Genomic DNA, 12,819 nt, shown 5'->3' with positions numbered 1-12,819 from the left:
TATACCCCTGTGGGGTTTGAGGGCTGGGGATAGTACGGGTTGTTATAATCCCTGTGGTTTGTTCCATGTGGAACATTGGGGTTTGGCTTGTATTCCTTCTGTTGGGTTGTGGGGTAGAAGGGTTATCTTTGTTGGGTGTCCCTTGTGGTGAGAGTTGAGAGGTCTGGCTGTGTTTTCCCTGCCTTTCTTTGTCGAGGTGGTGCCGTCCTGGGCCTGCTACTTGTGGCTTTTGTGTTCTCCGTTGTGGGGTGCTGTTCTTTTTGGTACTTTGGTGTTGCCTCTTTGCTTTTTATTGCTGGTGCATGGCATGCCTTCTGGTGGAAGGGTGGGTTGATTTGGTGCAGTTTGTCTGCGGTGTTTGTGTTGGGTGTTCTGGGGGTGGTGTTGGGGTTGCTCATGTGCCTCACATGAAGTCTTCCTTTGTTTTGGCTTGTTTCCCAGGGGTGTACTTAGTTTGTTCTATATGTCAAGGTTGTTGCGAAAGTTTGTCGTGTTCCCCTTTGTGGCTCTCTGTGCCTCTGCGGTGGCGTCTCTGAATGCTCAGGGGTATGACTCTCTAATGCGTGCTCATGGGCTTGTAGACGTGCAGTCTGTTGCTCCACGTGTGCAAGTGTCGTTGAAATATGCTACGACGGATAACTTCATGGGGGCAAACGTGTATGGAGATCTGCGTAGAGCCTATCTGCACCCTAACCTTGCGAAAGCCCTCGCTCGTGCTCAGGTGTTATTGGAGAAGGCGTGCCCTGGTTATCGCTTTCTTGTCTATGATGCTGCCCGACCGCTGAGTATGCAGCGGCGTATGTACGAGTGGGTAGCAGGTACGCCAAATCGCATCTATGTGGCAAAGCCTCATCGTGGTGGTCGTCATAACTATGGGGCGGCTGTTGACTTGACGATCGTGGATGATCGGGGGCGTGTGCTTGATATGGGTAGCTCCTTTGATCATTTTGGTGCTACGTCTCATCTCGGTAGGGAGCGCGAGCTTGTGCGTTCGGCGGTCTTTGCTCCCGAAGTGCCACGGAATAGGGCGCTGATGAGGCGTATCCTTGGTCAGGTCGGGCTTCGTCCCTATGCTAAGGAGTGGTGGCACTACCAAGAGCGGATGCCGATGCCCGAGGTGCGCCGTCGTTACCGCCTTCTTGACTTTTAGTCTATCTGATAGGTTGAGGGGTGTGGTTCTTCTTTTCTATCTTAGAGAGTGGGGCTCCTAGGGCGGACGGGCTTCGTTCATCCATTGTTATGATAAGCTTTCTCTCTTGTCTAGATAGCAGAGCTTTGGGGAGGGTAAGACTTCTGCGGTGAGATGCTTTTGTGGAAGGTTGTTAATTGGGACTTTTGCGACTCTTCTAGGGCACCGTTTATATCGTATCGAGAGAGTGATGACGAGTTACCACAACTCTCCTTGAAGAGTTATGGTAACTCGTAGCAAAAGGTTATGGTAAGTCGTTGTGAAGAGTTATGGTAACTCGTAGAGGTAGACTTATGGTAAGTCTTGATGGTCAGTCTTACCCGAGATTTAGATGAAGGTTCAGGGGGAACTTTGGCTTGGGTGTTTTGTTTCCTTGAGGAAGATGATTAAATAAATATTAGACCAATGTTATGGATGTCCTAAAGATCTTACGGGAGCGTTATACAACGAAGCTCTATGACTCTGGGTATAGACTGCAAGTAGAAGAGATCAATCAAATTAAAGAGATACTCCGCCTCGCCCCGAGCTCCATCAACTCCCAGCCATGGGCTTTTGAAATCATTGAGGATGATGTAATAAAGGAGCGACTCTCTGAGCATTCTATGAATAACAGTGAGCGTGTGAGGGCGGCAAGTCATGTTATTGTGTTCCACGTGTATCGGAGTGTTGAGGTTTTTGAACGGGAGCGTATCGGTCGCTTAGCTGAGGGGGCACAGGGCTTCTATCGAGGCTACGTTGCCTCGCGTGGAGAGGTGGCTGTCCGGGCATGGATGGAGCGACAGGTATATATTGCCCTAGGTGTGTTGCTGGCTGCTCTCCCTGTCCTAGGTGTTGATAGTACACCAATGGAGGGGATTGATCTGGAGGCGTATGATGGGATCCTTGGGCACGAGAAATATCGTCCGATTGTCGCCGTTGCACTTGGTCGGCGTGATCCCAAGGATGAAAATCAGCCCTCTATAACGCCTAAGAGTCGCCGTACAGATGTGTTCCTCTAAAGAAAAAGCGGGCAGAGGATAGCAGGCTACACCAAGGTCAAGATGTGTGCAACTCTGCAAAGTGAGTGAACCCTCTACTAGGGCTTAGTACTTGTTCTCAATAGATAGGTATGGTTTTTATAGTAAAATGTCCCTCCAGTAGCTCATTAGAGTCATGGAGGGACATTTTAATTGTCCTTAATCGTTTACCTTGTCTCGTCTTGCTCCCCTACCCTATTTGTCCTTTAGGCGATATAAAAAAGCTACCAGACCAGGTGAAGCCCTGCTGGTAGCTGTGTAATCAAGAGTGAGGGATGAGGGCTATTTGGAGCGCTCTTCGAAGCGTCGTGTGCGAGCAAGCATACATGCACCGATGAGCCCCGCCTTGTCCCCTAGGGTCGCCGTCTCGATGCGCGTATCTTTCGTGACAACGCTCATCGAATAGGTGCGTACAGAGGCCTCGATGTGCTGAGTGAGGAAGCCGTTGGAGTCCGCTAGGCTACCACCAACGATTACCAGCTCGGGGTTGAAGACATTGATCAGATTAGCTATTTGCTTGCCGAGCTGTAGACCCATTTCACTGAGTACCTCGAGGCAAAGCATGTCTTCCTGTGAGCATGCTCGGATGAGGTCTGACATCTTGAGGTCTTCTCCTCGTAAGACAGCTGGCGTGAGGACGGAGTTCTCTCCCCCACGTATGCGAGCCTGTACCTTGCGACACATTGCCTGACCACTTACCTCCGTTTCAAGGCAACCCTTCTTACCGCAGTGGCAGAGTATCTGGTTGTTATAGACGGAGATATGCCCAAGTTCGCCAGAGAAACCTGACTTGCCAAAGTAAATCTGACCATCAAGGATCAGCCCAAGACCTAGCCCCCAGCTGACATTGACGTAGAGGGCAGAGTTCACACCGAGATCCTTTGCACAGCCCTGTGTGAATTCCCCGAAGGCCATGCCACGAGTATCGTTGTCAATAGAGACACGTGTGCCGATCCGCTCACTGAGGATGGACGCTAAGGGGCGGTCAGGGAAGAAGTTAAAGAGATTGTAACTGTGCCCCGTGACGGGATTGATGCGCCCCGGGATATTGACATTGATGTTGAGTATATCTCGTTGCTTTAGCTCGTGGCGCTCGATGAAAAGGAGTATCTCTTCGCAGATGACCTCCAGTGCCTCAGGAGTGTTCTCTAGGCTGTAGGGAATGCCGTAATCTTCATGGGAAATCAGCCCACTCAGATCAATAAGTCCGATATTGATGTAGCTACGCTTTACGTCTACACCAATGAAGTAACCTCCCTTGGGATTTAGCCCAAAAAGTACGGGGAAGCGACCAATACCTATCTCGAGCTTTCCTTGCTCCTGGATGCAGCCTCCCTCCTGTAACTCCTGGAGAATCTTGGCCGCAGTGGGTATGCTGACATATAGCTCCTTGGCGATGTCGGTCATCGTGGCAGTCTGATGGGCAAGCAGGTAGTTGATGACGTGGAGCTTATGTTGTCCTTTCTTGGTCTCCTGCGCGATGTCTTCGAGTAACTGCGGTGTCATGCGGGGGATGGATGTAGTAGAGTTAGTGTATATGTAGTGTAATTAAGTAGGGGTATTCCTAGTGAGTAGACGATGGTTTATTCTGTTGGGGTTTACCTCGTCGTTGCCCTCGTGATCCCCCACGAGAGCTTGTTCTCTTCCCTGAGCCAGGCGAGGGTTTCCCTCCTCGCCTATCGGTGCGTACTCGCAGCTCTGGGTGGTACTCAGGTGTTGGCCCAAACGATGGATCGACAGGGATCTTATAAATGACTTTACCTAGAAACTCTTCGATACGTCCAAAGCCTGGTTGCTCCTTCTCGCTGATGAATGTAATGGCTAAGCCTTCGTCATTCCCCCCACGAGCCGTACGACCTATTCTGTGTACATAGTCCTCGGGGTCATGTGGAATGTCGTAGTTGATGACCATGCGGATGTTGTCGATGTCGATACCACGGGCTACGACGTCCGTTGCTACGAGAAGGTCAATATTGCCTGCCTTAAACTGGCGCATCACCTCTTCGCGCTTCTCTTGTGTTAGGTCAGAGTGCATCTGCTCGACACGTATTGAGAGGCGGTGCATAGCTGCTGCTAGCTCCTTTACCTTCATCTTCGAGGAGGAGAAGATGATGGTGCGTGTAGGCGGTGTCTCCTCGAATAGATGAGTGAGGATACGCATCTTCTGAGCTTCATAGCAGACGTATGCACTCTGGATGATGGTCTCAGGTGGCCGTGAGATGGCTAGCTCTACCTCGGCGGGGTTGGATAGAATGGTACGAGCAAACTTCTTGATTTTCGGTGGCATCGTTGCGGAGAACATCACTCGCTGTGATCTCTTCGGGATGGCATTGTTGATCTGGAGAATGTCCTCCTGAAAGCCCATGTCAAGCATACGATCTGCCTCGTCAAGGACGAAGTAGCTCACGCCAGAGAGGTCTGCATGCTGTAGGTTGATCAGTGAGAGTAGTCGCCCAGGTGTGGCGATGATGATGTCTGCACCCTTTGCGAGGCCTCTGCGCTGTTGTTCCCAAGTAATGCCATCTGTCCCGCCATAGATGGCTACAGAAGAGATGGGCAGGAAGTAGGAGAAGCCCTCTACCTGTTGCTCGATCTGGATAGCTAGCTCACGTGTTGGAGCCATGATGACTGCATTGACCATCTCTTCATCCCCTTCTCCTCGGCTGAGCCTATTGATAATGGGCAGGAGGTAGGCAGCGGTCTTGCCTGTCCCTGTCTGTGCACAGGCAATCATATCCCGTCCCTCTAGAAGCAAAGGAATCGTTGCCTCCTGTACGGGTGTGGTCTCATAGAAGTTCATCGCCTCGAGGCCATCTAGCACTTCATCCTCTAGGTCTAGTTCATCAAAATACATATCCAGAATATCGAATTATAGGCAAATGTACCGCTTTTTCTCCAACTTTCTTAGGTAAGAGGGAGCTTCTCCTGCCAAATAAACCGCCTTGGAGCCTCTAGTTTTGTCAGTGGCAGTGGCTCGTAGGAGAGCGCATAGAGTGATGAGCCTGAGCCAGAGAGCGAGGCAAAGGTTGCCCCTTCAGCATAGAGTAGGTCTTTGATTTCCTTTAACTCTGGATATTTAGGGAAGAGGCTATACTCAAAGTCATTGATGAGCCGATCCTGCCAGTCTGCCACTGGTGAGGTGAGTACTTCCTCTATCGTGTAGGGCTTGGGGCCGACGGAACGTAAGCCTTGGAAGGCTTCTGCCGTAGCGATGTGTAGGTCTGGCTTTATGATTGTCAGGTAGAGCCCTCGCAGGTGTGAGACATCTATCGGTGAGAGCTGCTCCCCTACCCCACGACCTACCTGTGGCTTATTCTGTATGAAGATGGGACAGTCAGCTCCGAGTCTGAGGGCGATACGCTCCAACTCCTCTAGAGAAAGGTCTAAGTCGCAAAGCTCACAAATAGCACGGAGTGTAAAGGACGCATCTGCTGATCCTCCACCTAGTCCTGCGCCCGAAGGGATGACCTTTTTCAGACGAAGGTGGAGAGCGGGGAATGTATGCTCCTCACGTAAGGCGCATACAGCACGTAGCACTAGGTTGTTGCGTATGGTGCCCGTTTCTACTCCGCCTGAGATCTCCAGCACCTCCTCCCTACCCTCAGCATAGTTAATCTCGAGGGTGTCGCAGAGAGGGACAGGCAGGAAGCCTGTCTCAAGCAGGTGATAGCCATCCTCTCGTCTTCCGACGATGAAGAGACCAAGGTTAATCTTCGCATTGGGGTGAACGATCATAACGAAGTCCATTAAGGGATAAAACGAGAGCGAGACTCGCTAAGATTACTCTTAGATGAGTCTCGCTCTAAATCGTGTACGCGGGATGAGATTTGAACTCACACGCCGTAACCGGCACTACCCCCTCAAAGTAGCGTGTCTACCAATTTCACCACCCGCGTATTTGAAGTCTTGCAAACGATAGACTCTCTTCTTCAGGAGTGCCCAGGACAGGAATCGAACCTGCACGTCTTTTGAACACTCGCACCTGAAACGAGCGCGTCTACCAATTCCGCCACCTGGGCTGACCCGTTTGCCCTGCAAAGGTACAACAAAATCTGATACTACCAAATCAGAGGATCAAGCATCCTCCGCGCGCATCTCGGTATAGGCTCCACAACCTTTTCAGAGGGAAGAAAATACGAAGGGTGAAAAACAGAGAAGAGACGAGTTGCCATAAGTCGTCATAAAGAGTTACCACAACTCGCTCAAACGAGTTATGGTAACTCGTCGAGGAGAGTTGTGGTAACTCGTTTGAGCGACTTATAGTAACTCTTTGATTCCCCTCTTATATCCCCCGTGTCTAGGGCGTTTGTAAGGGGGGCAAAATCTGTATGTGGGAGGGGTGAGCTCAAAAGGTCGAGAGGCTACTTCTTCACTTCACTCAGCAAGACCTCTACGGCTCGCTCGAGCTGTGTGTCGTGTCCCTGCAGTACCTTGTGTGGCTCTAGTGGCACAACGACATCTGGGATCATCTCGGTATTCTCCAGATACTTACCATCAGCAGTCAGATAGCCTACGGCTGGGATCCCATAGTAAAGTGCTGGGTCTAGGAGGGTATCCCAATTGACGCTCGTCATAGTGCCTGGTACGGGCATCCCTACGACCTTCCCTATGCCCTGGTGCTGATAGACCCAAGGCGAGCCGTGAGCATTGCTATAGTCGGCTTCGCAGGTAACCATTACGGAGGGGTGGTTCCATCGTCTGCTAGGCATCTCACAGTAGTCCTTACCACGGACGACCTGCTGGAGATACTTCTTACCCGAGAAGAACACCTCAATATCCTCGTGGAGCCTTCCCCCACCATTGTAGCGGATGTCTATGACGATCCCCTTCTTACCATAATACTTACCCAAGACATCGGAATAGACGTTACGGAAGCTGGGGTCTCCCATCGAAGGGATATGGACATAGCCTAGACGTCCACCCGAGAGACGCTCGACCTCGCTAGCACGCTGACGGATCCAACGCTTGTAGAGGAGCGAGGAGAGCGCACCCTGAGAGATGGGGCGGATGACTTCCTCGATGGTCTCTCCCCCTGCCGTACAGAACGTGATAAGTACACGCTTACCTACCTTGTCATTGAGCAGTGGGAAGTAGTCCTGGCCTTCCTTGATTGGCGTGCCATCGATCCCGATGATGAGCGCACCAGCTCGGAGCTTGCTCCAGGAGACATCAAAGGGACCTCCTGCTACGACCTCGTCCACACGTAGCCCATCCCCTCGGCTGGGCGAGGAGAGGAAGAGCCCTAGCTCTGCCGTGGGGAAGCCAGGGCCCGATGCACGATAGCGTCCACCCGTGTGCGAGACATTCAGCTCGCCAAGTAGCTCGCTAAGCATCTCGGCGAAGTCTTGGCTCGTGGTGATGTGGGGGAGGAACTGGCGGTAGTGCTTCGTCAGTTGTGCCCAGTCCACACCATGCATATCTGTACGGTAGAAGCGAGCCGCCTCCTCACGTACGACTTCCTCGTACATCGCCTCACGCTCCTTAACGCGGTCGATGGAGCGAGAGCCCGAGATCGTGATCGCCTTCAGTGCGTCGTTCTTCGGGTCGAGCTTCTGGGGACTGCTGCCGAGGATGAAGAGCGTCTTACCCTCCTTGTCCTTGTCAAAGAAGGGAGAGCTTAGGTCGAGCTTCTTCTGTAGCTGGGTCTTGTGCTTGAGGAGGTCATGTACCCAAAGGTCATAGCCCCCTTCGTGCGAGGCAAAGTAATAGAGCTTCTTCCCGTCGGGAGAGAGAATAGCGTCTGCGAGCGAAGAGGAATTAGGAGTAAGGCGGACAATGCGATCCTCTATCCCCTCTAGCTCCAGCTGGACAGGTTCGGGCTTGGCCTTAGTGGTCTTGGTAGAGTCGGTCTTAGCCTTTGCCTTGGCCTGCTTCTCTGCTTCGTCCAGGAGCTCACGCTCCTCGTCGGTCATGCGGTAGCGTTCGTACCCCTTGCGGGTGAGGAAGACGATCATCACGTCATTCTCCGAGCCCCATGAGGCGTGGTTACGCATCCCATAGCGGTCGGTCATATAGGTAAGCGCCTTGCCATCCTGCGACCAACGAGGGGAGGTGTTGAAGTAGCCGCTATTGGTGATGTTGAAGACAGGCTTACCTCCCTCTGCGCTGACAATCCCTATATCACTATAGGGGGCATGTGCCCGAGCGACATACTGCAGAGCGAACCAATGTCCATCAGGAGACCAAGTGTAGTCTATGCCTCCCGAACGTTCGTGGTGCTGGGAGCCGTCGGTGATGGTACGCAGCTGCTTCGTCTGTAGGTTATAGACCATAAGTTTGGAGCGATCCAGCACAAAGGCGAGCTCCTTGCCATCGGGAGAGAACTGAGGGTACATCTTCTCTCCCTTCACCCCGAGGGAGAGCTTCTCCTCGATGATATTCGTTGCATTGGGGAAGTTGGGATCCTCACTACGTCCGATGCGTGCCCGATAGAGTTCCCAAGAGCCCTCCTTCGTAGAGGCATAGACCAGTGTGCGGTTGTCCGCACCGAAGGTCATCCCACGACCCGTGAACGAGCCATGAGTCACCTGCTTCGTCGTGCTATGGTCTGCCGAAGTGACGAATATATCCCCACGTGAGAGGAAGGCGATCTGCTTCCCATCTGGTGAGACCGCCGAGGAGCCTAGGGAGCGAGACATAGAGAGGTGGAGCTGCTCGTCACTCTCCCTGTCCTTGGTGATGCGCACAGAGATGCGTTGGGGTTCCTTGCCTGGGGTGAGGGTATATAGCTCACCAGCGTAGCCGAAGGCTAGTAGCCCCCCCTTCGACACAGATAGGAAACGTACGGGATCACCTTTGAGGCGAGTCAGAGCCCTGGCCTCGGTGCTCCCTGCCGAGAGGTCTCCCTCATAGACGTTCATCGAGCCTCCACCTCGCTCACTGAGGAAGTAGAGCTTCTTCCCATCAGGAGCATAGAGTGGGTTGCGATCCTCCGCGGGGTGCTGTAGGACGTAGCGGTAGGTCTTCTTGTCCAGATCATACTCCACGAGGTCACGAGCCACAGAGGAGGTATGATGCTTGCGCCATTCGTTCTCAAAGCCCTTGATGTCCTGATAGAGGATGCGCCGACCATCCCCACTCATGCTGATCGCCTCTGCGGGCGTAGCTAGTAGGAGCTCGGGGCGTGCTCCTCCTCGGACGGATACCCGATAGACCTCAGTCAAGATAGAGGTAGGGAAGAGGGCGGAGTGGGCAGGATCCTGGATATGTGCCTTGAAAAGCACATGCGTGCCATCGGGTGTGAAGGCATAGGGGATCTCCGTCCCCGAATGGGTCGTCAGCTGGCGAGCTTCGCCCCCGGTGGCAGGGATAATGTAGATGTTCGTCCCGCTGTTATTTCGGTCACTCGTGAAGGCGATCTGCTTCCCGTCAGGCGACCAGACGGGGTGGCACTCGTAGGCACTACCCGAGGTAAGCCGCAGGGCATCGCCCCCAGAGGTAGGGACGGTGTAGAGGTCACCCTGATAGGTAAAGGCAACCTTTGTCCCATCGGGCGAGATCGCAGGGTAGCGAAGCCAAAGGGGACGCTCCTCTCGGGCTAGGCTCACGAGCGACACCGAGCTAAGGAGCGTAAGAGTAAGGAGGATCTTTCGTGCCATAGTATGATGTGTCATTTAGTTGGGATCTAGGGAAGGGGGAGGCCTTAGTGTGCCTCGAGCCAGTTGGCACCATGCCCGATACTTACCTCGAGGGGCACACGTAGGTCGGGATAGACGGACTCCATCACCTCACGTACGAGGGAGGTCATCTCGGGGAGCTCGGAGAGGGGGACGTTGAAGTTCAGTTCGTCATGTACCTGCAGGATCATCCTACTGCGAAGGCCTCGCTCACGGATGGCCTGCTCTAGGCGAATCATCGCTATCTTGATGAGGTCGGCAGCGGAGCCTTGTAGGGGAGCGTTGATTGCATTTCGCTCCGCATAGCCACGTACCACTGCGTTGGCGCTATTGATGTCGGGCAGGAGACGGCGACGGCCGAGGAGGGTCGTCACATAGCCTCGCTTCTTAGCCTCCTCGACGACCTCAGTCATATAGCGGGCTACACCTGGGTAGGAGGCGAAGTAGCCATCAATCAGTTCCTTGGCCTCTCGCCGTGGGATGGAGAGACGTTCGCTCAGCCCAAAGGCGGAGATGCCGTAGATGATCCCGAAGTTGGCTGTCTTAGCCCTTCGGCGCATATCTGCCGACACCTCGCCGTGGCTCAGGCCGTAGATCTTGGCAGCTGTCGCCTGATGCACGTCTTGACCCGAACGGAAGGCCTCGATCAGTGCAGGGTCTTCGCTGAAGTGCGCCATCAGACGAAGCTCGATCTGCGAATAGTCGGCACTGAGGAACGTACAGCCCTCCTCGGGGACGAAGGCTTCACGGATGGCTCGTCCCTCGGGGGTACGGATGGGGATATTCTGGATGTTAGGATTACTGCTGGAGAGACGACCCGTAGCCGCAATGGTTTGGTTAAAGGATGTGTGGATCTTCCCATCTGGGTAGACCAGCTCAGGGAGCGCCTCTACGTAGGTACTGAGGAGCTTCTTCACTCCTCGGTAGTCGAGGATCTTCTCTACCACAGGGTGCTTGTCTCGGAGCTTCTCCAGCACCTCTTCGCTGGTGGTATAGCCACCAGTCTTTGTCTTTTTGGCCTTCTCCACAATCTGCAGTTCGTCGAAGAGGGCTTCGCCTACCTGCCGACTGCTATTGACATTGATGCTATGCCCGAGCAGGAGACTGATCTCACCCTCGAGACGAGCCAGCTCCCCTTGTAGCTCACCCGCCTGACGGTCGAGGCAGGACTTGTCTAGCCTTACCCCCTCTCGCTCCATCCCTAGGAGGACCTTCACCAGAGGCATCTCCACCTCTGTAAAGAGCTTCATGAGCCCAGCCTTCTCCAGTCGCTCATAGAGGTACTCGTAGAGTAGGTAGGTGATGTGCGTGTCCTCGGCTGCGTAGAACTGGAGGCGAGCGGGCTCAACCTGACGTAGATCAAACTGCCGAGGGCTCTGTGGGGCGATCATCTCCTCAAAGGACATCATCTTATACCCGAGGAACTTGTCCGCCAGCTCGTCCAAGCCGTGACGCATATCGGGATAGAGGAGATAGTGGGCGATCATGGTGTCGAAGAGAGGCCCCTCGACCTCCACACCATACGAACGGAGTACCTGCAGGTCATACTTGAGGTTTTGCCCTACCTTGAGGGTGCTCGCTTGCTGAAGGATCGGGGCAAGTTGCCCCAGTAGCTCGCAAGCCTCCTCTCTTCCCTGAGGGACATCGAGGTAATAGGTAGTCTCAGCATCGAAGGCAAAGGTAACGGCCACCAGCTCTGCCCTCAGAGCATCGACACTCGTCGTCTCGGTATCTAGGGTAAGCACCTTCGCCCCTCGTGCTCGCTCTAGGAAGGCAGGGAGCGTCTCGGCACGAAGTACCTCGATCCGCATTGGGGGGATCGTCGTCGGGGCTGGAGTGTCAGCTTCCTCCGTCTCCTCTAGGCTGGCAAAGAGGTCATCTGGGGGAAGGGTGGGCTTAGCCTTGGCGGGCGCAGGCGACTTGCCAAGCACCCGACTCAGGAGCGTGCGAAACTCTAGCTCCTCGAAGAGGCGACGCACGGCCTCCTCATCCTTCTCTGCCCTCTGATAGTCTCCTGGGGTGTAGTCCAGGGGCACATCGGTGCGGATGGTAGCCAAGTAGTAGGATAGGCGAATGTCTGCCTCGCCCTCTAGGAGCTTCTTACCCGTAGCCCCCTTGATCTCGCTAGCGTGTGCTAGGAGGTTCTCCACCGAGCCATATTCAGCTAGGAGTTTCTGCGCTCCCTTCTCCCCGATGCCTTTGCACCCAGGGATATTATCCACCTTGTCCCCCAGAAGGGCTAGGTAGTCGATGACCTGCTTGGTAGAACTGAGTCCGAACTTCTCCAGTATCTCCTTCTCCCCCCACACCTCGTAGCCACCGCCCTGCATCGGGCGATACATCCGGACGTGCTCCGTGACGAGCTGGCCGTAGTCCTTGTCGGGGGTGACCATATAGACCTCTCGCCCTGCACTCGCTGCCCTATGGCTCAGTGTCCCGATGACGTCATCGGCTTCGTAGTCTGCCACCTCCACAGTGGGGATGCGGTAGGCCTCTAGGAGCTGGCGGATGATGGGTACGGCGATACGTATCCCCTCGGGGGTCTCCTCTCGCTGAGCCTTGTAGTCGGGGTACTCTCTGTGGCGGAACGTCCCGCCCGCAGGGTCGAAGACCACGGCGAGCTCATCGGGCTGTTCCTTCCCCAGCAGGTCCTCCAGCATCAGCACGAAGCCAAAGATAGCACTGGTATTTCGTCCCTGGCTATCGATACGAGGAGCCTTGATGAAGGCATAGTATGCCCGATAGATTAGGGCGTAAGCATCGAGTAGGAATAGTCGCTGTGGCATGAATATGTAGGGTAAAAAGTGGAAGAGAGGGCTGTATGGAGTTTTGTTCAATAGCTACTTCTATGTGAAAAGTGTACTCTAGTCTCCGTCTACACCCCATCACAAAGATACGAAAGCCTTAATTCTCCATTCTGTCGTCGGGGTGGTGGCTACTATGACTTGTGTTGAGATACTGCCCAACTCTAGATGGCCCTATAAGAGAAATGAAATTA

General features: G+C 53.9%; 7 protein-coding genes and 2 tRNA genes. 2 read left to right on the top strand and 7 right to left on the bottom strand.

Features of this window, described 5'->3' with window-relative positions; genetic code table 11:
- Positions 1-463: 463 nt before the first annotated feature.
- Complete coding sequence (locus tag HMPREF0636_RS07885; protein WP_044169643.1) at positions 464-1,150, top strand: M15 family metallopeptidase; 687 nt, start codon at positions 464-466, stop codon at positions 1,148-1,150.
- Positions 1,151-1,599: 449 nt separating this feature from the next.
- The gene (locus HMPREF0636_RS07880) at positions 1,600-2,187 is read left to right on the top strand and encodes a nitroreductase family protein (protein WP_044169642.1); all 588 of its coding nucleotides are present in this window, start codon (positions 1,600-1,602) and stop codon (positions 2,185-2,187) included.
- 300 nt (positions 2,188-2,487) lie between these two features.
- Here HMPREF0636_RS07880 and HMPREF0636_RS07875 read toward each other — a convergent pair whose 3' ends face one another.
- The 7 genes from HMPREF0636_RS07875 to polA all read right to left on the bottom strand — a co-directional run bounded on the left by HMPREF0636_RS07875 (position 2,488) and on the right by polA (position 12,607).
- A complete protein-coding gene (locus HMPREF0636_RS07875) occupies positions 2,488-3,711 on the bottom strand; it encodes an ROK family transcriptional regulator (protein WP_044169640.1) in 1,224 nt (407 codons plus the stop codon).
- A gap of 58 nt (positions 3,712-3,769) precedes the next feature.
- Positions 3,770-5,059: a DEAD/DEAH box helicase gene (locus HMPREF0636_RS07870; RefSeq protein WP_044169639.1), complete on the bottom strand. Its 1,290-nt coding sequence runs from the start codon at positions 5,057-5,059 to the stop codon at positions 3,770-3,772.
- A 50-nt stretch (positions 5,060-5,109) separates the two neighbouring features.
- Positions 5,110-5,952: a 4-(cytidine 5'-diphospho)-2-C-methyl-D-erythritol kinase gene (ispE, locus tag HMPREF0636_RS07865; protein ID WP_081748438.1), complete on the bottom strand. Its 843-nt coding sequence runs from the start codon at positions 5,950-5,952 to the stop codon at positions 5,110-5,112.
- 65 nt (positions 5,953-6,017) lie between these two features.
- Positions 6,018-6,101, bottom strand: a tRNA-Leu gene (locus tag HMPREF0636_RS07860).
- A gap of 40 nt (positions 6,102-6,141) precedes the next feature.
- A tRNA-Leu gene (locus tag HMPREF0636_RS07855) sits at positions 6,142-6,224 on the bottom strand.
- A 342-nt stretch (positions 6,225-6,566) separates the two neighbouring features.
- Positions 6,567-9,803, bottom strand: coding sequence for a S41 family peptidase (locus HMPREF0636_RS07850; RefSeq protein WP_044169638.1), 3,237 nt, complete (start codon positions 9,801-9,803; stop codon positions 6,567-6,569).
- A 44-nt stretch (positions 9,804-9,847) separates the two neighbouring features.
- Positions 9,848-12,607: a DNA polymerase I gene (gene polA / locus HMPREF0636_RS07845; protein ID WP_044169637.1), complete on the bottom strand. Its 2,760-nt coding sequence runs from the start codon at positions 12,605-12,607 to the stop codon at positions 9,848-9,850.
- Positions 12,608-12,819: the final 212 nt, after the last annotated feature.

This window comes from Porphyromonas catoniae ATCC 51270, assembly GCF_000565015.1.
Classification (GTDB): Bacteria; Bacteroidota; Bacteroidia; order Bacteroidales; family Porphyromonadaceae; genus Porphyromonas; species Porphyromonas catoniae.
Note: the sequence above shows the minus strand (reverse complement) of the source record. Positions and strands in the feature narration are given on the sequence as shown.